Source organism: Actinosynnema sp. ALI-1.44, assembly GCF_001984155.1.
Lineage (GTDB): Bacteria > Actinomycetota > Actinomycetes > Mycobacteriales > Pseudonocardiaceae > Kibdelosporangium.
In genome coordinates this window covers 18,732-39,765 of sequence record NZ_MTQO01000046.1, presented here as the reverse complement: position 1 = coordinate 39,765, position 21,034 = coordinate 18,732, and the positions used below count along the sequence as shown (strand labels likewise).

The following is a 21,034-nucleotide window of genomic DNA, read 5'->3' as shown; positions in this document are numbered from 1 at the left end:
TGACACCGAAGGCGCGCCGACGAGAGGACCGAAGGCCATGGCAGGGCAGAACGGTATCCACCTCGACCAGATCGAAGACCGCCTGATCACCCGCTACCAGAACGATGTCCCGGCGGAGGACGTGCGGGAGTGCATGCGGGCCGAAGCCGACCGCTTCGCCGCCGCTCCCGTTCGGACTTTCGTCCCCATCTTGGTCGAACGAGCGGTCCGCGCACGACTGGACCACACGGCCTGACATCTGACAGTCTCCCCGCTGGGCGGCACCAGCGGGGCAACTCTCAACGGTCACCTTTCGTTGGGCCTTCCCGGCCCGGCTGTCCACTCCGGTGTCACCTGTGCGGCGCACTCTCGCAAGTAGCTTCGAGAGGCTCGCCATGGATCTCACCGCACTGGCCCATCTCCCTTCGCTGGCCGATCTCGCGCACACCAGAAGAGTCAGCCTGTACCGCCTGCGGGCAGGTGACGACCTGCATTCCCTGCGGGCTCCCAAAGTCGTCCACGACGACCACGAATTCGTCAGCCTCAACGCGGTTGTCGGTGGCATGCCCGCGCTGCTCGTGGCCGGACTGTCCGATGACGACCCGGTCGAGTGGGGCGCGATGGTGCGCAGCCTCACCGGAACCGACCTGGATTTCCGCAGCCGCACGGCCTCGGCCGCGTTGTTCGTCCGCAGTACCAGCGACAGTGGCGACGAGGTGTACGCGGTCACGTTCGGGCAGGGGTGGCGGCTGATCCGCGACAGCAGCGTCGACCGGATTTCGGGCTGCGGTTCGCGGTGCGCGTGCTCGATCCCGACGAGATCCGGCAGATCACCCGGTGGGCGTTGAGCGCACGGTCGCGAGTGGACCGCAGTTCCGTGCCGGGCGGGCAAGGGTTGTGGGCGTTCGGGCTACGTGAGCACGCCGAGTTCGTGCGGCAACTGACCGGCTACGTCCGTGCGGAGCTCCCCGTCGAGTTGACGCACGTGCGCCGGATGCGCAACCGCCAGAACTTCCGGCTGCGCCTGGAGTTCGGCGACGGCGTGCGGATGCCGTTGAGCAGTGACGGCGCCGGGCTGGCCGCGGATCTGGCCGAGATCACCCGGATTCTGCGGTCCGACGCGGTCGATCCGCGTCTGCGGCCGTTGACGTGGGTGCGCCGGATCCCGCCGTACGACGATCGCCGCGCGGCACTGGAGCGTTGCGTGCTCGCCCTTCTGGAAGGCAACGGCGTCGGCGAGGTCGGGATCGCGTATCCGGCCCGGTACCACGACGGCCCGAGCGCGGACCACTACCGCGGCCGGATCAACGGCACCGAGATCGACACTGCCGATCTCACGCTGGCCGACCTGACGCGCCCGCTGCTGGACCCGTTGTCCACCGGACGCCTGGACGCCCTGCGCATGGGCCGCATCGCCGGTTACGACGAGCACGGTCAGAGCGTGGGCGGTGACGTCCCGGCGCTGCACTGGATCGCCGCGGAGGTCGAGCACGAGGAAACCCGCTGCGTCCTGCTCGACGGCGAATGGTACGAACTCGGCGACGAATATCTGCGGCATGTGCGGTCGGTCACCGAACGGGCTTTCTCGCACGCACCTGACTGGGTGCTGCCCCCGTGGAACGAGTCGCGGGTTCACCCGAACGATCCCTCGCCGCCCGAGGACACCTACAACCGGTACGTGGCGCGGACCGATCCGCGCTTTCTGCTGATGGACAAGAATCTGGTGTTCACCCGGGCGCATCGGCGTGGTTTCGAGGCCTGCGATCTGCTCGGGCCCGGCAATGAGCTCGTGCACGTGAAACGCACGAGCTCGCGAACCGGTTCGGCGCCGTTGAGCCATTTGTTCGCCCAAGGACTCGTCGCCGCGGAAACGCTGACCGATCCGGTCGCCTGGCGGGACTTCACCGCCCTGATCGCCGCGCAGTCGCCCGAACGGGCTGCTCAGCTGGGGCGGCGGCCGTCGGCCATTGTCTACGCGATACACCGTTCAGACCGTTTGCTGACGCCCGACACGCTGTTCACCTTCGCGCGTTCGGCACTCGTGTCGGCGTGGGTGACGCTTACGACATACGGAATACCCGTACACGTCTACGTCATCCCTTGATACCGTGCGGCAGTGCTCGCGGAAATGGTGTCCGTTCAGTGGATCACGAGTGTCCGCGACGATGACTCGGGCCATCGCGGAGAACAATTCTCACTTTTCGCTCGTCCGGCGTAACACCGCCCGGTCCTTGCGCCATCGGTGTCATCCCCCGGCCGCCGCGGTTTCGGGCGGTGAGCACTCCTCGCCGGAGAAACCGGGTGGTCGGGCCGTTCAGGCCGGATTGCGGCGTTCGCGATACACCGGGTAAGTCCCTAGGCTTGCGGGGACAGTTCCCGTCTTCCCACACCGTGAGGGCAGCATGGAGGCAGCACTACCGGCGTTCTCCCACGGCGAGCCCCTCACCCGCCGGGATCTGGAGTCGATCACCGATGAACGTCACCGCTATGAACTGGTCGACGGAACACTGATCATGAGCCCCTCACCGCGCCCGCTGCACCAGCGCGCGGTCGCCCGCGTGCTGGCCGCGCTGGCGAGAGTGTGCCCGGCGGGCTGTGAAGCACTGCCCGCCCCGGTGGACGTGTGGATCAACGACGACACCGTGCTGATCCCGGACGTGGTGGTCGGCAGACGGGAAGCGTTCACCGAACGGGCACTCATCGGCGCACCGGAACTGGTGGTCGAGGTGGTCTCGCCGTCGAGCGACTACATCGACCGCTTCCTCAAACCCGCGCGGCTGGCCGCCGCGGGATGTCCGCACTACTGGCTGATCGACCCCCGCACGCCCAGCATCTCCTGCTATGCCCTGGAAGACGGCGCGTACACGTTGGCAGCCGATGCGCACGGCACCGACGCGATCACCCTCACCGAGCCCTATCCCCTGACGCTGGTACCCGAAGACCTCGTCACGCCTTACTGAGCGCGGTCAGCACGAACGACGGCGCGGCCCAGTAGTCGATGAGGGTCTCGGCCCGCACGTCCTGGTAGCCACACGCGGTGAACTGCTCGACCCATGTCCGCATGGGCTGTTCGTACGTGTTGCGCTTCGCGCCGGGCTCGAGCTGACCGGTCAGCACGGGCATGAGGAAACCTTGGGCGACGAGGTCGCGGTCATCGCCGTATTCCGCTATGCCCCGTTCGAAGGTGTCGGCGAGGGTTCGCCGCCGGTCTTCCGGGCATTCCTCGGCCACGTCGAACTCGATCACGACGAACCGCCCGACGTGGGGCCGCAGCGCGGCCAGGAAGTCCGACCGGTCCTCGTGCGGCATGGTGTGCAACGCGAACGTGGACTCGCCCAGGTCGAACCGGGCGTCCAAGCCGGCAACGAAAGCGGCCCCGGTCGTCGCGGCCACCGTCACCTGCTGGTCGCCCAGCCGCGCGAGGGCCTTGTCCAGCAAGGCCTGGGACGGCTCGACCAGGGTGACCGCCGGGACCGGCGTCTCGGCCAGCGCTGGGACAAGGGCCTTTCCGCTGCCGCAGCCGATGTCCACGAGCGACTTCACGCCGTGAGTCCGGTACTGGTCGGCCAGCGCGGCGCTGACGGCCTGGTAGAGCGGGACGTTGCCGCCGCCGTCGATGAACGCCTCGAAGGCCGCCGGTTGGTCGTAGACGGACTTCGAGGCGTCGCCATCGAGGTACTTCGCCAACGCCGCCCGCAACAACGGGTGCCGCGGCGCGGGGTGGTCGAGTAGTTGCCTTGCCTGCTCAGGGTTTCCCGCGGCCAAGGCGGCCAAAGCGTCGTAGACGGTCACCCACCCGAACCTAGTGGGTGGATCATCGGCTACGCCTGTTGCGCGGCGATCGAGGCGCGGACCTCGTCCATGTCGAGCTCCTGGACCTTGCCGATCAGCTTCTCCAGCTCCGTCGCGGGAAGCGCTCCCGGCTGCGAGTAGACCACCACACCGTCGCGCACAGCCATCAGCGTGGGAATCGAGGAGATCCCGAACGCCTGCGCGAGGGCGGTCTGCGCCTCGGTGTCGACGGTGCCGAACGTGATCTCGTCGTGCTGCTCGGACGCGCTCTCGTAAACCGGCGCGAACATGCGGCACGGGCCACACCAGGACGCCCAGAAGTCGACGAGCACCGTGCCAGGGGCGCTCACGACCTCGTTGAAGTTGTCCTCTGTCAGTTCCACGGTCGCCACCGGGATCTCCTTTGTTCGCGGACCTGACACGTTCAACCGCGCAACACGCCCGGATGTTCCGCACCGGTCACCGCGCCTTGCGCAGCCACTGCTCGGATCCGGCGAAGGTCGCCTGGTAGACGGCGTTGGCCAGGCGTCGGCCCCACTGCGAACGCGGGCCACCGTAAGCCTCGTCACCTTCCTGCGGGCAACAGACGACGAGGGCGTCGCTGGGCGTGCCGGTCCCCGCCACTCCCGCGTCGTGCAAGGCCTGGACCTTGGCCTCGGTGGCCGTCACCACCGTGTTGACCAGGGCCGCGTCACTCAGGCCGACAGGCACCCAGCAGACGGTGTTGATGGTGCCCGGCGACCAGGCGACGCTCGGTTCGGGCGCGGCGGCGCGGACCGGGTGTGTCAGCCCGACGGTGGTCACGCATTCCGCGTCGCCGTCGGTGCCGGTGGTGAAGTCGGTGAGCCCGGCCGCGGTGAGCAGCCCGGTCCCGGGGCCGGTGAGGTTCCACTCGGCGGCCAGTCCGGTGAGGTGTTCGACGGGGTCGCGGTGGTACTCGTACTCGACCCGCACGTTGACCACCCACCGGCACGGGTTGATCCCGCCACCGACCACGCCGGTCGAGATCGCGCGTGTGCGCTCGGGCATCGACCACATGAGCATCGGGTATCCGTTGGCACGCTGGTCGGCCACGGCTGGCTGAAGGATGGAGAACACGCGCTACCACCTCGTGAGTATTTCCCGGGTTCCAACCCCGGAAAATACTTACGCGGTCCACATGGGTCGCTCAGGTGGTTACCAGCGGGCCGAACACCAGGGTTCCGGGGGCGTCGGCGTTGTTCCCCGCCCAGAACTCGAACCACAGCGTCGCGAACTCCGCGCGGGAAAGCCGTCCGTCGCCGTCGGTGTCGAGCGCGGGGAAGATCGTGTCGGTGTCGGTCTCGGTGCCGTTCCAGGCTTCGATCATCTGGCGGTACTCGCTCGCGGTGACGTAACCGTCCCCGTCGGCGTCGATGGCCTTGAACATGGCGTCGGCGGTGGCGATCACCGTCTCGGGCATCTCGGGCAGCTGGTCGACCACGAGCAGGACCTCGTCGATGGTGACCTTGTTGTCCCTGTTCTGGTCGGACGCGGCGAGCAACGTGGCCCACCAGCCCAGCATGATCGAGGTCAGCCGTTGCTCGTCCGCGCCCCGCAGTGCCGTCCACCGGTCGGCCAGCGCCCGGAAGTCCCGCTCCTCAAGGAAACCGTCACCGTCCACGTCCATGGCGTCGAAGACACCCGCTACTTTGCGCCGCTGTAAGTCGCTCGCCATACCGCCGACAGTAGGCTGAACGGCCGAGCACGCGCGTCGGCCATTCAGGCGACCGCCCCTACCGGAACAAGGCGAGCACGAGCACTCCGGACACGACGCCGATCACGATCCCGGCGAGGCCGAGCGTGGCGCGGTGTTCGCGCAGCACCGGGATGCCACGGTCCAGCGCCAACCGGCCCGGCCCGGTCAACGCGACACCGGCGGTGGCGACGATGAGCAGCAGCTCGTACTCGATGCCGCCCTTGGCCGCGAAGAACCCGGAACCCCACATCACCGCGACGGCGTTGATCATCGTGCCGATGATCGCGGCGCAGGCCAGCGGCGTGAACAGGCCGACGGTCAGCGCGAGGCCACCGAGGATGTGGCTCAGCCCGGACAGGACGGCCATCAGGGTCGACGCGGAATACCCGCTGGCGGCGAAGAACGCCGCCGTGCCGTCGACTCCGCCGCCGCCGAACCAGCCGAGCAGCTGTTGAGCGCCGTGCGCCGCCATGATCAGCCCGAGTGCGGCCCGCAGCACCAGCAGTCCGGTGTCGGTCCCGCGCTTGACGTCCACTTCGGCCACGACAGCCATGAAAGGTCCCTCCACACGTTGGTTCAAATTCGAACGAAGCGTATCCCGGCTTGTTCAAATTTCAACGACCACGGCGGAGGTCGACAGGGAACCGACAGGGTCGGCCCGCGATGAATAGGCTTGGTCCCATGACCGACGACAGATGGTTGACCGAGCCGGAACTGGCCGCCTGGAAGGACTTCCTCACGGTCACCGCGACCATCCACCGGCGCATCGAGCAGCAGCTGAAAGACGAAGCAGGCCTGACCCACCCGCAGTACGAGGTGCTCACCCGGCTGTCGGACGCGCCCGAAGGCTCACTGCGGATGACCGAACTGGCCCAGGCGGCCGTCACCTCCAAGAGCGGCCTGACCTACCAGGTCACCCAGCTGGAGAAGGCCGGTCTCGTCGGACGCCGGACGTCCACACACGACGAACGCGGCGTCGTGGCCTACCTGACCGACAAGGGCTGGGCCAAGATCCGCCAGACCGCCCCCGGGCACGCGGCCCTGGTCCGCGCGTTGTTCCGGGATGGCTTGTCGGAGCGGCAGTTCACCGGGATGGCCACGGCGATCGCCGCGCTCAACGACCACCTGCGCTGACCCGCTGGCGATTATCCGTTGGAACGTGTCCTTTTCGCCAATGGTGCCCCGGCGAGCCCGCTGAATAGCGTGACCCCGTTGATCCCACTGGACACCGAGGACACCCGTTGACGACTGCGATCATCTTCGCCCTTGTCCCCTTCGCCTACATCGCGGCGATGTCGCTCGTGCGCGAGCCGCATCGCCGCCGCCTCAACGCCGTCGCCGTGGGCGGTGCCGGAGCGGCCTACCTGAGCGGCGGCGGCATGGGCGGCTGGGAAATCGCCTTCACCGTGGTCATGACGTACGTCGCCTACCGCGGCCTGGAATCGTGGACCTTCATCGGCATCGCCTGGCTGCTGCACACCGGATGGGACATCATCCACCACGTCAAGGGATACCCGATCATCCCGTTCGTCGAGCACTCGTCGCTCGGCTGCGCCGTCTGCGATCCCATTCTCGCCATCTGGTGCTTCGCCGGGGGCAGATCGATCCTGCCCGTCAACCGGCACAGTCCCGTGTAGACGGTGGAACCCTGTGGGTGGCCACCCGATCCAGGCCACCCACAGGGAGTTCTCACACGGCGACGAAACTCAACCGTGTCGCGTTGGCGGTGGCGTCGTCCGGCTGCTGCTGCGCCGAACGCTCGGCGTCCACACGGGACAGGTAGCTGTCCACCTCGTGCTGCCGCTTGGCATCGTCCCAGCCGAGCACCGGCGCGATCAAGGCGGCCACCTCGGCGGCCGCGGCCACACCACGATCCGGTTGCTCGATGGAGATCCGCGTCCGCCGGGTCAGCACGTCCTCCAGGTGCAGGGCACCCTCGTGCGAGGCGGCGTACACGGCTTCCACCTTGAGGTAGTCCTGCGCGCCGGTGATCGGATCGGCCAGCGCGGGACGTTCGCCGACCAGGGCCAGCAGGTCGTGGATGGCGGTGCCGTACCGCTGCAACAAGTGCTCGATCCGGGCCAGCGGCAGTCGTGTGTGGACGGCCAGGTCCTGGCGGTCGCGCCACAGCTCGTGGTATCCGTCCGCACCGAGGATCGGTTGCCGGTCGGTCGTGGACGGCCGCACCGGCCGCGACAGGTTCTCGGCCGCGACATCCACCGCGTCCTGCGCCATCACGCGGTAGGTCGTGTACTTCCCGCCCGCGATGAGCACCAAGCCGGGTGCGGGGTTGGCGACGGCGTGCTCACGCGACAGCTTGGTGGTCTCCGCTGCCTTCGCCGCGAGCAGGGGCCGCAGTCCAGCGTAGACGCCTTCGATGTCGTCACGGGTGATCGGCGTGCGCAGCACGGCGTTGACGTGGTCGAGCACGTAGTCCACATCGGCCTTGCTGGCAGCCGGGTGGTTGCGGTCGAGCTCCCACGGGGTGTCGGTGGTGCCCACGATCCAGTGGCGGCCCCAGGGGATGACGAACAGGACGCTCTTCTCGGTCCGCAGGATCAGCCCGGTGTCCAGGTCGATCTTCTCCTTGGGCACCACGAGGTGGATCCCCTTGGACGCGCGGACCGTGAACGGCGCGGGAATCCCGGCGGCCTGGGACACGTCGTCGCTCCACACCCCGGTCGCGGCGATCACGACCCGGGCCCGCACGTCGAACTCGGCGCCGCTTTCCCGGTCGCGGACCCGGGCACCGGTGATCCGGTCGCCCGAGCGCAGCAGTTCGGTCATCCGTGCCCGGGTCAGCACCGACGCGCCCAGCTCCGCGGCGGTACGGGCGATCATCATCGTGTGCCGGGCGTCGTCGACCTGCGCGTCGTAGTACTGGATCGCGCCGATCAACGCGTCCGGCGCCAGCCCGGGAGCGACCTCGAACGCGCGGCGCCGGCTGAGGTGCTTGTGCCGCGGCAGCGCCCGCGCGCCGCCGAGCGTGTCGTAGAGCATCACGCCCGCGCCGATGTACCCGCGTTCCCACACCCGGTGCGTGAGCGGCACCAGGAACTTCACCGGGCGCACCAGGTGCGGGGCGAGTTTCGTGAGCAGCAGACCCCGTTCCTTCAGCGCCTCCCGCACCAGCTTGAAGTCCAGCTGCTCCAGGTAGCGCAGCCCGCCGTGGATCAGCTTGCTGGAGCGGCTCGACGTGCCCGCGGCGAAGTCACGGGCCTCGATCAGCCCCACCGACAGGCCGCGTGCGGCGGCGTCCAGCGCGATCCCGGCACCGGTCACCCCGCCGCCGATCACCAGGACGTCGACCTCCCGCGTGCGCAGGGTGCGCAGCGCGTCCTCGCGGTACTGCGGGGAAAGGCGTACAGCAGACACTTTGACCATCTCCTAGTGGTTGCGAAGGGGAGTTCGTTGGGGGTATTCGGCGGATCCAGGTTTTCGCTGGGCGTGCCGGGCGAAGGAGCCGGTACCGGGGTTGTACCGGCGCCTTTGGCCGGTGCGTCCAGCGGGAAGCTGGGCCGTCGAGACCCCCGACAGACTTCCGTTCGTGACCACTAGTTCACGTCGACCCAGTCGAGCGTCCGGCCGACGGCCTTCTGCCAGCCCTGGTAGCCCCTGCTCCGTTGTTGCTCGGTCCAGCTGGGCTGCCAGCGCCGGTCCTCGTTCCAGTTCTGCACGAGTTCGTCGGTGGACTTCCAGAACCCGACGGCCAGCCCGGCGGCGTAGGCGGCGCCGAGCGCGGTGGTTTCCGCGACGACCGGCTTGGACACGGGCACGCCCAGCACGTCGGCCTGCATCTGCATGCACAGCTGGTTCGCGGTCACGCCGCCGTCCACACGCAACACGTCGAGCGTGACGCCGGAGTCGTTCTGCATGGCTTCCACGACGTCGCGGCTCTGGTAGCAGATCGCCTCCAGGGTGGCCCTGGCGACGTGCGCGTTGGTGGTCGCGCGGGTCAGGCCGACGATCGCGCCGCGGGCGTCGGAGCGCCAGTACGGGGCGAACAGGCCGGAGAACGCGGGCACGAAGTAGATGCCGCCGTTGTCGGCGACCTGGGCAGCCAGGGTCTCGCTCTGCGACGCGCCGCTGATGATGCCGAGCTGGTCGCGCAGCCACTGCACGGCCGAGCCGGTGACGGCGATCGAGCCTTCCAGTGCGTAGACGGGCTTGTCGTCGCCGAACTGGTAGCACAGCGTGGTCAGCAGGCCGTGCTTGGAGCGCACGGGTTCGTGGCCGGTGTTGAGCAGCAGGAAGTTGCCGGTGCCGTAGGTGTTCTTGGCCTCGCCGGGCCGGAAGCAGACCTGGCCGACGGTCGCGGCCTGCTGGTCGCCCAGGTCGCCGGTGATCGGCACCTCGCCGTGCAACGGGCCACCCGCCCGGGTGACGCCGAGGTGCCCGGACGACGGCTTGATCTCCGGCAGCATCTGGCGCGGGATGTCGAAGAAGGACAGCAGCTCGTCGTCCCACGCGAGAGTTTCGAGGTCCATCAGCATGGTACGGCTGGCGTTGGTCGGGTCGGTGACGTGCGCACCGCCGTCCTTGCCGCCGGTCAGGTTCCACAGCAGCCACGTGTCGGTGGTGCCGAAGAGGGCATCACCGTTCTCGGCGTCCTTGCGCACGCCGTCGACGTTCTCCAGGATCCACTGGAGTTTGCCGCCGGAGAAGTAGGTGGCGGGCGGCAGCCCGGCCTTGCGGCGGATCACGTCGCCCTTGCCGCTGCGCTCGAGTTCGGCGGCGATCCGGTCGGTGCGGGTGTCCTGCCAGACGATGGCGTTGCAGTACGGGCGGCCGGTGCGGCGGTTCCAGACCACTGTGGTCTCACGCTGGTTGGTGATGCCCAGCGCGGCCAGGTCGGCGTGGGTCAGCGTGGTCCTGGTGAACGTGGACTCGATCACCGAGCGCGTGCGCTCCCAGATCTCGGTGGGGTTGTGCTCCACCCAGCCCGGCCGCGGCAGGATCTGCTCGTGTTCCAGCTGGTGGCGGGCGATCTCGTTGCCACCGTGGTCGAAGATCATGAACCGGGTGCTGGTGGTGCCCTGGTCGACGGATGCGACGAATTCCGGCATCGGTCACTCCTCCTTCAGGCCTTGACGGCCGCTGGCTCGTCGGCTGGCAGGAACTTCTCGATGAAGACCTTGTAGATCCCGGCGCCGATCAGCCCGCCGAGAACCGGGGCCACGATCGGAATCCACCAATACGAGTGACCGTGCTGGTCCTGGAACGCCGTGTCGTAGCCGGTCAGCCAGGACGCCAGCCGCGGCCCGAAGTCACGGGCGGGGTTGATCGCGTACCCGGCGTTGGTGCCCCACGCCATCCCGATCGCGACCACGGAGAACCCGACGACCACCGGGCCCATGTTGGCCAGCGGCGCAGTGTTGCGCAGATCCGTGATGGCGAAGATGACCAGGACGAGGATGGCGGTGCCGATGATCTGGTCACGGAACGCGCCCCAGTCACCCACCGGAAGCGTGCCGTTACCCGGAAGAGTGGAGAACACGCCCTGCGTCTTGATCGTCAGGCCGGGGTCGGCGGCGTTGAGCACCTCGGTGTAGTTCCACCGCACCAGCAGTGCGGCGAGGAACGCGCCCGCGGTCTGCGCGAGGGCGTACGGCGCGACCTTCTTCCAGGAGAAGCCTTTGAACACCGCGAGCGCGATCGTCACGGCGGGGTTGAGATGAGCTCCGCTGACCCGGGACGCGACGTAAACCCCCAGGGTCACGCCGATTCCCCACGCCCAGGCGATGCTGTCGTGATCACCGATCCCGGCGGCCGCCACCTGGGCGACCACCCCGCATCCGAACAGGATCAGGATCAGCGTCCCGACGAACTCGGCGGCCATCTCGCCGCCGAGCCCCCGGGATTTGAGGTTTCGCACCATTGCATTCCTCCACAAAGGACACCCAAGGCCCCGACTTGCCCGAACGTTAAGATCGTGGAAAGAACAGGTCAACGAGCACCGGTCGGCATTGTCGAACGACGCGCGGAGGCTGTTCGACGATGTCGAATCGGAGCCGGTGAGGAGGTCGGGCGAGCGGTGCCGGGACCCATCCAGTCGATCGAACGAGCCGCCGCGATCCTGCGGCTGCTGGCCCGCGGCTCCGGCAAGCTCGGCGTCGGCGAGATAGCCGAGTCGCTGGAGCTGGCCAAGGCGACCGCGCACGGCATCCTGCGCACCTTGCAGGGCGTCGGGTTCGTCGAGCAGGACCGCGACACCGGCAAGTACCAGCTCGGCGCGGCCCTGCTGCACCTGGGCACCAGCTACCTGGACGTCAACGAGTTGCGGTCACGCGCGATCAACTGGGCGGACGCGTTGGCCGCGCGCAGCGGCGAGGCGGTCCGGATCGGGTCGCCACTGGACGGCCGGGTGCTGGTGGTGCACCACGTGTTCCGGCCGGACGACTCGCTGCAGACGCTCGACGTCGGCGCCCTGCTGCCGTTGCACGCGACCGCGCTCGGCAAGGTCCTGCTGGCCTACGACACGACGCTCGTGGCCGCCCTGCGCGGCACGGACATCGCGGCCTACACCCGACGGACGTTGTCGTCGCTCACCGCGATCAAACGTGCACTGGCCGGCGTGCGCGAGGCCGGTTGGGCGAGCGAACTCGGCGAGATGACGCCCGGCGAAGCCGGGATCGCGGCGCCGATCCGGGGACACGGCGGCATCGTGGTCGGTGCGTTGGGGATCTCGGGAGCCGTGGAACGCCTGATGGATTCGCACGGCAGTCCGAAGGCGACACTGCTCGGGCACGTGCGTGACGCCGCCCGTGCGGTGTCCCGTGATCTCGGCGCGTCCCGGTGGTGAGGGGAAGATGACGCATCGTTACGTGATGTCGGTCGACCAGGGCACGACGTCGACCAGGTGCATCCTGTTCGACGCGCGCGGCAGGCTGGTGTCGGTGGTGCAGCGCGAACACCAGCAGCACTTCCCCCGGCCGGGCTGGGTGGAGCACGACGCGGCGGAGATCTGGCGCAACCTGGCCAGGCTGATGCCGGAGGCGCTGACCCAGGCCGGGGCGAGTGCGGAGCAGGTCGTCGGGCTGGGCATCGCCAACCAGCGTGAGACGACCGTGCTGTGGGACCGGCGGACCGGGGCGCCGATCGGCCGGGCGGTCGTCTGGCAGGACACCCGCACGGACCGCGTGGTCGAACAACTGGCCAGGGAGCCGGGCGCGAAACGGGTGCGTGAGCTGTGTGGGTTGCCGTTGGCCACGTACTTCTCGGCGCCCAAGATCCGCTGGATGCTCGACCAGACGCCCGGCTTGCAGGAGCGGGCCGAGCGCGGCGAGGTGCTGTTCGGCACGACCGAGAGCTGGCTGATCTGGAACCTGACAGGCGGCCTGCACATCACCGACGTGACCAACGCCAGCCGCACCATGCTGATGAACCTGCGCACGCTGTCGTGGGACGACGAGTTGCTGGAGTTCTTCGACATCCCCCGCGCGATGCTGCCGGAGATCCGGTCGTCCACGGAGGTCTACGGCACCACGACCACGGTCGTGCCGGGGATCAGGATCGCCGCGGCGCTCGGCGACCAGCAGGCGGCGTTGTTCGGGCAGACCTGTTTCGCACCGGGCGAGGCGAAATGCACGTACGGCACCGGGAGTTTCCTGTTGCTCAACACCGGCCACACCCCGGTGCTGAGCGCGCACGGCATGCTCACCACGGTCGGGTTCAAGATCGGTGACGAGCCGGCGGTGTACGCGTTGGAAGGCTCGATCGCGGTGACCGGCTCGCTGGTGCAGTGGTTCCGCGACAGCCTGGAGCTGATCGGCACCGCGCCGGAGATCGAAACCCTGGCACGCACAGTGCGGGACAACGGCGGCTGCTACATCGTGCCCGCGTTCTCCGGGCTGTTCGCGCCGCACTGGCACAGCGAGGCCCGCGGCGTGATCGCCGGGCTGACCTCGTACATCACCAAAGGCCACCTGGCGCGGGCGGTGCTGGAGGCGACCGGCTGGCAGACGCGAGAAGTGGTCGACGCGATGAACGCCGATTCCGGCCTGGCCCTGTCCACGCTCAAAGTGGACGGCGGGATGACCGCGAACAACCTGCTGATGCAGATCATCGCGGACGTCCTGGACGTGCCGGTGGTGCGGCCGATGGTGGCCGAGACGGTGTCGCTGGGCGCGGCCTACGCGGCGGGCTTGTCCGTCGGCTACTGGCCGGACCTGGAGGGACTGCGCCGCAACTGGCACCGGGCGGGCCAGTGGTTGCCCACGATGCCGCCGCCCCGGCGTGCGGCCGAGTACGCGAACTGGCGCCAGGCCGTCGAGTTGACGTTCGGCTGGATGCGCCCGACCGAGGCGGCCCGGCCGACCGGGACGGACATCGTCGACGTGATCCTCGACGACCACCGCCGCATCGAGAACCTCCTGCGGGAACTGCGCAACGACGACGCCGACCGGGCAGTGGTCCTGCTTGAACTGACCGGTCAGGTCGAAGCCCATGTGGCCGCGACCGAGCGGATCCTGCACTCCCCCACTGACATCGACTCGGACGACCTGGAGAACGCCGTGCTCCAGCACATCCGCGAGGAGGAGAGCACGCTGCTCAACGAACTGCGCCGCACACTGTCCCCTTCGGACAGGACGGCCCTCGGCCGGGCGTTCACCGCCGAACGCGGCAAGCACCTCTCCGCGCAGCGCTCACCGTGACCGGCGGCCCCGTCTGCCCGGCTTCGGGGCGCCCTGCCGTCGAACCGGTTTCGCAGCCACACCCTTCGAGGCAGCTTTCTTCGGTTCAGCCTTCTTGGCGGCAGGTTTCTTCGGCTGCGGCTCGGCCTGCGGGCGGCCACGGGTGCTGTTCACCGTCCGGCCCCGCACGATCCCGATGAACTGTTCCATCAGGTCGCTGGTCTCCTCCGCCAGCCAGGACAACGCGACCCGGGACTGCGGGGCGTCGGTGAGCGGCCGGTAGGTCAAGTCCCGGCGGTGGTGCAAACGGGCCAGCGACTGCGGCACGACCAGCAGCCCCACCCCGGCCGCGACGAGTTCGATGGCGTCGGCGGTGGTGTCCGGACGCTGTGACGCGGGCTGCCCCGGCGGCCGCGTCCAGTCGAGCGTGTCGTCGTGCGGGTGCAGGACGGTCTCGTCGGCGAGTTCCTCGGTGGACAGTTCGTCGGCGGCGGCGATCGCGTGGTCCTTGGGGATGACGACCACAGTGGTCTCGGTGTAGAGCGGGATGGCGTGCAGACCGTCCCGATCGGTCGTGAGCCGCAGCAGGACGGCGTCGAGGTCTCCCCCACGCACCTGGTCCGCGGCCTCGGCGGCGGCGACACCGATGAGGTCCAACGGCACATCAGGCTCACGTTCCGCCCAGATCCGCGCCCACTTGGCCGGGGTGGCGCCGGGCACGTACCCGAGCCGAAACGAGCCTGTCACCAGGCCAGATTACCGGGTGCGGTTACTCTGTTCGCCATGACGTCGCGCAAGACCGTCCAGACCATGAAGCCCGCAACGGCGGCCAAGAAGCTGGGTGTCTACCTCGAAGCCACGCCCGCGGACTTCCAGGAGGGCGTGGTGTCCCGCGACGAACTCAACGAACTGCAGGCCTCGCCGCCGGAGTGGCTGCGTGATCTGCGCCGCAACGGCCCCCACCCGCGCCAGGTCATCGCGACCAAGCTCGGCGTGTCCATCAGCGGCCTCGCCCGTGCGGGTGTCACTGCCGCGCTGACCACCGACGAGATCAACGAGATCAAGGAAGCCAACCCGGAGTGGCTGGTGCGGGAACGCGAGGTCCAGGCGGAGGTCCGTGCCGAGGAAACCCGGCTGAAGGAACGCCCGGTCAAGAAGTGAGCCTGCCGTGGAGATGCTGCACCTCCGCTATTTCCTTGCGGTCGCGGAAGAACTGAACTTCACGGCGGCGGCACGCAGGCTGCACATGGCGACGTCGCCGTTGAGCCAACGGATCCGGGATCTGGAACACGAACTGGGCCAGCGGCTGTTCGACCGCGACACCCATCACGTGACGCTCACCCAGGCCGGTGAGACGCTGCTGCCGATCGCCCGGGATGTCCTCGATCAGGTGAATTCGATCCCCTGGCGGCTGCGGGAGGCGACCGGGCCGCAGCGCGGCACGATGTTCCTCGGCATGCCCGCCGGTGTCCACCCCGACCTGCGGACGCGCGTCAACACGCTGGTGGAACGCGTACGCGAGCGGGTGGATCTGAAACGCTGGCCGGGCGTCACCTCGGCGCTGATCGACGCGGTGCGCGAGGGAAAACTCGCCCTGACGTTGGCCCGGTTGCCCGTCAGCGATCCGGCGCTCGACCAGTTGCCGGTGATGTCCGAGCGGCTGGGCGCGGTGGTGTCGGCGGACCGGTTCGCGGGCCGGGACTCGGTGACGCTGGCCGAACTGGCGGATTTCACGTACGTGAGCGCCCCGCCGGAAGTGCTGCCGCCGTATTTCGACGTATTGGAACGAGAACTCGCCGACCGGGGCATCAGAAAACGCATAAAATTGTCGGGAACCGACTACAGCGGCGTTTCCGAAGTCATATCAAGCAGTATGTCCTTTTCGTTCTCCATGCTGGACGAGGACAGCCCGATGCGGGGCTACCGGATCGCCGACGTGACCGTGCTCCCGGTCACCGACTTCGCCGCCCACATGGACACCGGCCTGGTGTGGCTGCGTGAGCGGGCCGACGGCGGTGACCTGGACGACATCGTCGCCATCGCCCGCGAGGTCTTCGCGGAGCCCATTGTGCGGTAAGAGAATGGTGTGACCGCTGCGGTCACACCATTGTTCGCCAGACGGTGATTCCCTTTCCATCCGCACGTTCCTACTGTTGATGTCAGAGGAACGAAGCGAAATACGGGAAAGGACGACAACAATGGCTGTCACAGCCGGACCGCTCGCCGGGGTGCGGGTGATCGACCTTTCGACCGTGGTGATGGGCCCGTACGCGGCGCAGATCCTCGGTGACCTCGGCGCGGACGTGATCAAGATCGAGTCGCCGTCGGACACCATCCGGGTCGGCCTGTACCGCACCACCCCGGGCATGACCCCGCTGGACCTCAACGTCAACCGCAACAAGCGCAGTGTGGCGCTCAACCTCAAGGACGACACCGAACGCGCACAGGCGTTCGACCTGATCGGCACCGCCGACGTGCTGATCACGAACATGCGGCAAGGCGCGCTGGCCAGGCTCGGACTGACCTATGCGGACATCGCCGAACGCTTCCCACGCCTGGTCTACGCGCACGCGCAGGGATTCCGCGCCGACTCCGACCGGGCGGGCATGGCCGCGTACGACGAGAGCGTGCAGGCTTCCTCCGGGCTGGTCGACATCGCCAACCGGGCGCTGGGCGAGCCGGTGTACCTGCCGACGATCATCGCCGACAAGGTGTCCGCGCTGACGATCGTCTACAGCGTGCTCGCCGCGCTGGTGCACCGCGACCGGACCGGCCGTGGCCAGCAGGTCGAGGTCCCGATGACCGACACGCTGATCGCGTTCAACCTGGTCGAGCACCTCGCCGGGCACGTGTTCGAGCCGCCGGAGGCACCCACCGGGTTCCCCGCCTCGATGACCAAGGGGCACAAGGCTGTCCGCACCAAGGACGGCCTGGCGTGCGTGATCCCGTACGGCCCGCAGAACTTCCGTGACTTCTTCGCCGCGGCCGGCCGTCCCGACCTGGCCGACGACCCCCGGGTCAACGGTGACGCGATCGACCGCGCGGACTACCCGGCGCTGCTGGCGTTGCTCGAGGACTGCGCACCGGCGTTGACCACCGACGAGTGGGCCGAGGTGTGCGCCAAGCACAGCATCCCGATGTCGCCCGTGCTGGACCTGGAGCAGGCGCATGAGGACGACTACGTCCGCGGCGGCCACCTGCTCGACACCTACGAGCACCCGACCGAGGGCCCGGTCCGCACGATCGGCATCCCGGTGACGTTCTCCGCCACGCCCGGCTCGATCCGCCGTCTCGCGCCGCTGCCGGGCCAGGACACCGCCGAGGTGCTCGCCGAACTGACAGGAGCCCAGTGATGAACCCAGTGATGACCCCAGTCGTGAACGCGGTCCGCACGGAACGCATCGGCTCGATCCTGTTGATCACGATCGACCGCCCGGAGGCACGCAACGCGGTGAACGCCGCGGTCGCCACCGGTCTCGCCGCCGCACTCGACGAACTCGACGCCGACAAGCAGCTGCGAGCAGGCGTGCTGACCGGCGCACAGGGCACGTTCAGCGCGGGCATGGATCTCAAGGCCGCGTTGAAAGGCGAGTCACCCGACGTCCCGGGCAGGGGTTTCGGCGGACTGACCGAGGCCACCGTGACCAAGCCGTTGATCGCCGCGGTCGAGGGCTGGGCGCTGGGCGGCGGGTTCGAGCTGGCCCTGGCCTGCGACCTGATCGTCGCGGCCGACGACGCGCGGTTCGGCCTGCCCGAGGTCAAACGCGGTCTGATCGCCGCGGGTGGTGGTGTGATCCGGCTGCCCAAGCGCCTGCCGTACCACCTGGCGATGGAACTGCTGCTGACCGGCGAGCCCATCGACGCCCGCCGGGCCAGCGAGTTCGGCCTGGTCAACCGGGTCACGGAGCCCGGTGAAGCCGCTGCGGTCGCGATCCAGCTGGCGGAGTCCATCGCGGCGAACGCCCCGCTCGCGCTCGCCGCCGTGAAGAAGATCGCGCGCGTGCCCGAAGCCGAGATCTTCGAGCTGCAACGCAAGGAAATGACCACCTTGATGGCGTCCGCGGACGTCCGCGAGGGCATGACCGCCTTCGCCGAACGGCGAGTTCCCCAGTGGACGGGAGAGTGACATGAAGATCCAGGATGTACGGCAGCACCCGACCACGCCGCTGACCAGCCCCGCGTTCGCTCCGGTCGTACCCCGGTTCACCGACCGCGAGTACCTCAACATCGTGTACCGCACCGATCCTGACGCGTTGCGCGCGGTCGTGCCGGAGCCACTCGAGATCGACGAGCCGTTGGTGCGGTTCGAGGTCATGAAGATGGGAGACGTCACCGGATACGGCCCGTACACCGAGGCGGGTCAAGCGCTCCAAGTCGTCTTCGACGGCGAGCACGGCGAATACCTGCACGCGATGTACCTGGACAACTTCCCGGCGACGGCGTCCGGGCGTGAGGTCAGCGCGTATCCGAAGGTCATGGGCCAGCCACGGCTGTACGTCGACAGCGGCGCCCTGGTCGGCACAGTGGACTACGGCACGCTGCGCGTGGCCACCGCGACCATGGGATACAAGCACCACGCGCTGGACGCCGGTGACGCCGAAGCGCAGATCACCGTGCCGACGTTCATGCTCAAGACCATCCCCGGCTACGACGGCACGCCCCGCGTGCAGGAGCTGGTGCGGACCGAGATCACCGACGTCGTCGTCAAGGAGGCCTACACCGGCCCGGCGCGGCTTCAGCTGTTCCAGCACGTCCTGGCCCCAATGGCGGATCTGCCGGTGCTGGAGGTCGTGTCCGCCAGCCACATCCGTACCGACCTGACGCTCGCCGGAGTCAAGCCGGTCTTCGACTACCTCAAGGAGGCGTCATGATCGTCGCAGTGATCGGCGCGGGCACCATCGGCCTGTCGTGGGCTCGCCTGTTCGCGTCCTATGGAATGACCGTCCGGGTCAGCGACCCGCGCCCGGACCTCGCCGAAGCCGTCGCGGACATCCCCGGTGACGTCCAGATCGCCGCGTCCGTCGCCGACGCTGTGCGGGGCGCGGACGTGGTGCAGGAGAACGGCCCGGAGAGCCTGGAGTTCAAAAAGGACCTGTTCACGACGCTCGTGCGCCTGGCTCCCGCACACGCGCTGCTGCTGAGCTCGTCTTCGGCGATCCCGTCGTCGGCGTTCACCGAGGACATCGAGGACGCGAGCCGAATCCTGATCGGCCACCCGTTCAACCCGCCGCACGTGCTGCCCCTGGTCGAGGTCGTGCCCGGTCGGCGCACGAGCGAGGAATCGGTCCAGGCGGCCGTGGCCTTCTACCGGTCGGTCGGCCGCACGCCGGTCGTGGAACGCAAGGAGATCCCGGGGTTCGTCGGCAACCGCCTGCAGAGCGCGTTGAGCCGTGAGGCGATCTTCCTGGTCGAGCAAGGCGTGGTCACGCCGGAGGACCTGGACGCGGTCGTGATGAACTCGCTGGGCATCCGGTGGGCCGCGACCGGCCCGTTCCTCGCCTCCCACCTGGGTGGCGGCCCCGGCGGTTACCGGCACCTGATGGAGCACATCGGCGCGTCGATGCGCGAGATCGACCTCGGCGAACCGTCGACCGACCCCGAACCGCTGATCGAGGCGGTCGAGAGGGCCTACGGAGCCGCCACGTACGAAGAACTCACCGAAACCCGCGACCGCAGGCAGCAGGCCGTGATGTCCGCATTGGAGCAGAACTGATGGACGACCAACTGATCGCCGACTTCTACGACTACGAAGCGCTGTTGTCCGACGACGAACGAAAGATCCTGCTGCGGACCCGCACCTTCATGCGTGACGAGATCAAGCCGCTGGTCAACGAGTACTGGGCCAAGGGCGAGTTCCCGAAGGAACTGATCGCCAAGTTCCGCGCGAGCGGCCTGACGGGCCTGCCGTACGAGGGCTACGGCGAGCACCAGCCTGCCGTCAGCCACCTGCTGACCGGCATGATGGCCATGGAGATGAGCCGCACGGACGCGTCGGTGGCGACGTTCTTCGGCGTCCACAACGGACTCGCGATGTACTCGATCCACTCCGGCGGCAGCCAGCAACAGCGCGACCGCTGGCTCCCGTCGATGGCGGCGATGGACAAGATCGGCGCGTTCGCGATGACCGAGCCGCTCGGCGGCTCCGACGTCGCGGGCGGCATGCGTACCACCGCAAAGCGCGACGGTGACACGTGGATTCTCAATGGCGCCAAGAAGTGGATCGGCAACGCCACCTTCGCCGACTACGTCGTGGTCTGGGCCAGGGACGTGGACGACAACCACGTGAAGGGCTTCGTCGTCGAGAAAGGCACGCCCGGGTTCGACCCGGTGAAGATCGAGGGCAAAGTGGCCTTCCGAATCGTGGAGAACGCCGAGATCACCCTGACCGACGTCCACGTGCCGGAGGCCAACCGCCTGCAGAACATCGACTCGTTCCGCGACGTGGCGGAGATCCTGCGCGCCACCCGCGGCGGCGTCGCCTGGCAAGCCCTGGGCGTGATGATCGGCGCGTACGAACTCGCCCTGGACTACGCCAAGCAACGCAAGCAGTTCGGCCGCCCGATCGCGAAGTTCCAACTGGTCCAGGACCTGCTGGTGAAGAGCCTCGGCGACATCACCGCCTCGTGGGGCATGCTCGTGCAACTGGCCCGGCTGCAGGACGCCGGGGTCTTCCGCGACGAACACTCGTCGCTGGCCAAGGCGTTCGTCACCTCCCGGATGCGGGACGTGGTCGCCCGCGCCCGCGAGATCTTCGGCGGCAACGGAATCCTCCTGGAGCACGACATCGCCCGGTTCTTCACCGACGCCGAAGCGATCTACTCCTTCGAAGGCACCCGTGAGATGAACACCCTCATCGTCGGCAAGGCCATCACCGGCGAAAGCGCGTTCGTCTGACCAGAACCCTCGGACCTGG

At 68.4% G+C, this 21,034-nt stretch carries 22 protein-coding genes and 1 pseudogene; 14 read left to right on the top strand and 9 right to left on the bottom strand.

The annotated features are described in order from the left end of the window. Positions 1-37 precede the first annotated feature (37 nt). The 3 genes and pseudogenes from ALI144C_RS22910 to ALI144C_RS22895 all read left to right on the top strand — a co-directional run bounded on the left by ALI144C_RS22910 (position 38) and on the right by ALI144C_RS22895 (position 2,939). Positions 38-235: a three-helix bundle dimerization domain-containing protein gene (locus tag ALI144C_RS22910; RefSeq protein WP_076989207.1), complete on the top strand. Its 198-nt coding sequence runs from the start codon at positions 38-40 to the stop codon at positions 233-235. Between the two features lie 139 nt (positions 236-374). Further along, a pseudogene (locus ALI144C_RS22900) lies at positions 375-2,083 on the top strand (DUF6119 family protein). 298 nt (positions 2,084-2,381) lie between these two features. After that, positions 2,382-2,939 carry a Uma2 family endonuclease gene (locus ALI144C_RS22895; protein ID WP_076989204.1) on the top strand — a complete coding sequence of 186 codons (558 nt, stop codon included), beginning with the start codon at positions 2,382-2,384 and terminating at the stop codon, positions 2,937-2,939. Here the strand turns inward: ALI144C_RS22895 and ALI144C_RS22890 are convergent. From ALI144C_RS22890 to ALI144C_RS22870, 5 genes are all read right to left on the bottom strand, one after another. Continuing rightward, complete coding sequence (locus tag ALI144C_RS22890) at positions 2,926-3,771, bottom strand: class I SAM-dependent methyltransferase (protein WP_076989203.1); 846 nt, start codon at positions 3,769-3,771, stop codon at positions 2,926-2,928. The two genes, ALI144C_RS22895 and ALI144C_RS22890, sit on opposite strands and share 14 nt — an antisense overlap. Positions 3,772-3,800: 29 nt before the next feature. Further along, the gene (trxA, locus tag ALI144C_RS22885) at positions 3,801-4,163 is read right to left on the bottom strand and encodes a thioredoxin (RefSeq protein ID WP_076989202.1); all 363 of its coding nucleotides are present in this window, start codon (positions 4,161-4,163) and stop codon (positions 3,801-3,803) included. Between the two features lie 67 nt (positions 4,164-4,230). Further along, complete coding sequence (locus ALI144C_RS22880; protein WP_202819033.1) at positions 4,231-4,869, bottom strand: adenosylcobinamide amidohydrolase; 639 nt, start codon at positions 4,867-4,869, stop codon at positions 4,231-4,233. A gap of 70 nt (positions 4,870-4,939) precedes the next feature. Next, positions 4,940-5,467, bottom strand: a complete 528-nt coding sequence (locus ALI144C_RS22875) for an EF-hand domain-containing protein (RefSeq protein WP_076989201.1) — start codon at positions 5,465-5,467, stop codon at positions 4,940-4,942. A gap of 58 nt (positions 5,468-5,525) precedes the next feature. Next, a complete protein-coding gene (locus tag ALI144C_RS22870) occupies positions 5,526-6,041 on the bottom strand; it encodes a DoxX family protein (RefSeq protein ID WP_076989200.1) in 516 nt (171 codons plus the stop codon). A gap of 128 nt (positions 6,042-6,169) precedes the next feature. On the opposite strand from ALI144C_RS22870, the gene ALI144C_RS22865 reads away from it, so the two are divergent. Then, positions 6,170-6,622 carry a MarR family winged helix-turn-helix transcriptional regulator gene (locus tag ALI144C_RS22865; RefSeq protein WP_076989199.1) on the top strand — a complete coding sequence of 151 codons (453 nt, stop codon included), beginning with the start codon at positions 6,170-6,172 and terminating at the stop codon, positions 6,620-6,622. Between the two features lie 119 nt (positions 6,623-6,741). Continuing rightward, on the top strand, positions 6,742-7,125 hold the full coding sequence (locus ALI144C_RS22860; RefSeq protein WP_269086700.1) for a DUF6010 family protein: 384 nt from the start codon (positions 6,742-6,744) through the stop codon (positions 7,123-7,125). A 52-nt stretch (positions 7,126-7,177) separates the two neighbouring features. On the opposite strand, the gene glpD is transcribed toward ALI144C_RS22860, so the two are convergent. The 3 genes from glpD to ALI144C_RS22845 form a co-directional block, all read right to left on the bottom strand. After that, positions 7,178-8,872, bottom strand: coding sequence for a glycerol-3-phosphate dehydrogenase (gene glpD / locus ALI144C_RS22855; RefSeq protein WP_076989198.1), 1,695 nt, complete (start codon positions 8,870-8,872; stop codon positions 7,178-7,180). A gap of 170 nt (positions 8,873-9,042) precedes the next feature. Next, complete coding sequence (gene glpK / locus ALI144C_RS22850) at positions 9,043-10,554, bottom strand: glycerol kinase GlpK (RefSeq protein WP_076989197.1); 1,512 nt, start codon at positions 10,552-10,554, stop codon at positions 9,043-9,045. 14 nt (positions 10,555-10,568) lie between these two features. Then, complete coding sequence (locus ALI144C_RS22845) at positions 10,569-11,366, bottom strand: MIP/aquaporin family protein (RefSeq protein WP_076989196.1); 798 nt, start codon at positions 11,364-11,366, stop codon at positions 10,569-10,571. A gap of 156 nt (positions 11,367-11,522) precedes the next feature. Here ALI144C_RS22845 and ALI144C_RS22840 point away from each other — a divergent pair, with 156 nt between their 5' ends. Both ALI144C_RS22840 and glpK (ALI144C_RS22835) read left to right on the top strand, forming a co-directional pair. After that, positions 11,523-12,290, top strand: coding sequence for an IclR family transcriptional regulator (locus tag ALI144C_RS22840; RefSeq protein ID WP_076989195.1), 768 nt, complete (start codon positions 11,523-11,525; stop codon positions 12,288-12,290). 7 nt (positions 12,291-12,297) lie between these two features. After that, positions 12,298-14,142: a glycerol kinase GlpK gene (gene glpK / locus ALI144C_RS22835; RefSeq protein WP_076989568.1), complete on the top strand. Its 1,845-nt coding sequence runs from the start codon at positions 12,298-12,300 to the stop codon at positions 14,140-14,142. On the opposite strand, the gene ALI144C_RS22830 is transcribed toward glpK (ALI144C_RS22835), so the two are convergent. Beyond that, positions 14,134-14,868, bottom strand: a complete 735-nt coding sequence (locus ALI144C_RS22830; protein WP_076989194.1) for a LysR family substrate-binding domain-containing protein — start codon at positions 14,866-14,868, stop codon at positions 14,134-14,136. The two genes, glpK (ALI144C_RS22835) and ALI144C_RS22830, sit on opposite strands and share 9 nt — an antisense overlap. 36 nt (positions 14,869-14,904) lie before the next feature. Between ALI144C_RS22830 and ALI144C_RS22825 the strand changes: the two genes are divergently transcribed. The 7 genes from ALI144C_RS22825 (at position 14,905) to ALI144C_RS22795 (ending at position 21,015) form a co-directional block, all read left to right on the top strand. Continuing rightward, complete coding sequence (locus ALI144C_RS22825) at positions 14,905-15,282, top strand: DUF5997 family protein (RefSeq protein WP_076989193.1); 378 nt, start codon at positions 14,905-14,907, stop codon at positions 15,280-15,282. A gap of 7 nt (positions 15,283-15,289) precedes the next feature. Beyond that, entirely contained in the window at positions 15,290-16,198 is a 909-nt protein-coding gene (locus tag ALI144C_RS22820; protein WP_076989192.1) for a LysR family transcriptional regulator, read from the top strand. Between the two features lie 121 nt (positions 16,199-16,319). Then, positions 16,320-17,474 carry a CaiB/BaiF CoA transferase family protein gene (locus tag ALI144C_RS22815; RefSeq protein WP_076989191.1) on the top strand — a complete coding sequence of 385 codons (1,155 nt, stop codon included), beginning with the start codon at positions 16,320-16,322 and terminating at the stop codon, positions 17,472-17,474. Then, positions 17,474-18,247 (top strand): crotonase/enoyl-CoA hydratase family protein, encoded by a 774-nt coding sequence (locus tag ALI144C_RS22810; protein WP_237774268.1) that lies wholly within the window; start codon positions 17,474-17,476, stop codon positions 18,245-18,247. Before ALI144C_RS22815 ends, ALI144C_RS22810 begins: the two co-directional genes overlap by 1 nt. Before the next feature lies 1 nt (position 18,248). Then, on the top strand, positions 18,249-18,992 hold the full coding sequence (locus tag ALI144C_RS22805; protein WP_076989190.1) for an acetoacetate decarboxylase: 744 nt from the start codon (positions 18,249-18,251) through the stop codon (positions 18,990-18,992). Next, positions 18,989-19,834 carry a 3-hydroxyacyl-CoA dehydrogenase NAD-binding domain-containing protein gene (locus tag ALI144C_RS22800; protein ID WP_076989189.1) on the top strand — a complete coding sequence of 282 codons (846 nt, stop codon included), beginning with the start codon at positions 18,989-18,991 and terminating at the stop codon, positions 19,832-19,834. Before ALI144C_RS22805 ends, ALI144C_RS22800 begins: the two co-directional genes overlap by 4 nt. Continuing rightward, the gene (locus ALI144C_RS22795) at positions 19,834-21,015 is read left to right on the top strand and encodes an acyl-CoA dehydrogenase family protein (RefSeq protein WP_076989188.1); all 1,182 of its coding nucleotides are present in this window, start codon (positions 19,834-19,836) and stop codon (positions 21,013-21,015) included. The genes ALI144C_RS22800 and ALI144C_RS22795 overlap by 1 nt, the downstream gene beginning before the upstream one ends. Positions 21,016-21,034 lie beyond the last annotated feature (19 nt).

Excerpts from the sequence above, each read along its gene's own strand:
- ALI144C_RS22805 (WP_076989190.1), top strand. The coding sequence starts at position 18,249 with ATGAAGATCCAGGATGTACGGCAGCACCCGACCACGCCGCTGACCAGC.
- ALI144C_RS22895 (WP_076989204.1), top strand. The coding sequence starts at position 2,382 with ATGGAGGCAGCACTACCGGCGTTCTCCCACGGCGAGCCCCTCACCCGC.
- ALI144C_RS22865 (WP_076989199.1), top strand. The coding sequence starts at position 6,170 with ATGACCGACGACAGATGGTTGACCGAGCCGGAACTGGCCGCCTGGAAG.
- ALI144C_RS22910 (WP_076989207.1), top strand. The coding sequence starts at position 38 with ATGGCAGGGCAGAACGGTATCCACCTCGACCAGATCGAAGACCGCCTG.
- glpK (WP_076989568.1), top strand. The coding sequence starts at position 12,298 with ATGACGCATCGTTACGTGATGTCGGTCGACCAGGGCACGACGTCGACC.
- ALI144C_RS22800 (WP_076989189.1), top strand. The coding sequence starts at position 18,989 with ATGATCGTCGCAGTGATCGGCGCGGGCACCATCGGCCTGTCGTGGGCT.
- ALI144C_RS22845 (WP_076989196.1), bottom strand. The coding sequence starts at position 11,366 with ATGGTGCGAAACCTCAAATCCCGGGGGCTCGGCGGCGAGATGGCCGCC.
- ALI144C_RS22875 (WP_076989201.1), bottom strand. The coding sequence starts at position 5,467 with ATGGCGAGCGACTTACAGCGGCGCAAAGTAGCGGGTGTCTTCGACGCC.
- ALI144C_RS22815 (WP_076989191.1), top strand. The coding sequence starts at position 16,320 with ATGGCTGTCACAGCCGGACCGCTCGCCGGGGTGCGGGTGATCGACCTT.
- ALI144C_RS22795 (WP_076989188.1), top strand. The coding sequence starts at position 19,834 with ATGGACGACCAACTGATCGCCGACTTCTACGACTACGAAGCGCTGTTG.
- ALI144C_RS22870 (WP_076989200.1), bottom strand. The coding sequence starts at position 6,041 with ATGGCTGTCGTGGCCGAAGTGGACGTCAAGCGCGGGACCGACACCGGA.
- glpK (WP_076989197.1), bottom strand. The coding sequence starts at position 10,554 with ATGCCGGAATTCGTCGCATCCGTCGACCAGGGCACCACCAGCACCCGG.
- glpD (WP_076989198.1), bottom strand. The coding sequence starts at position 8,872 with ATGGTCAAAGTGTCTGCTGTACGCCTTTCCCCGCAGTACCGCGAGGAC.
- ALI144C_RS22810 (WP_237774268.1), top strand. The coding sequence starts at position 17,474 with ATGAACCCAGTGATGACCCCAGTCGTGAACGCGGTCCGCACGGAACGC.
- ALI144C_RS22825 (WP_076989193.1), top strand. The coding sequence starts at position 14,905 with ATGACGTCGCGCAAGACCGTCCAGACCATGAAGCCCGCAACGGCGGCC.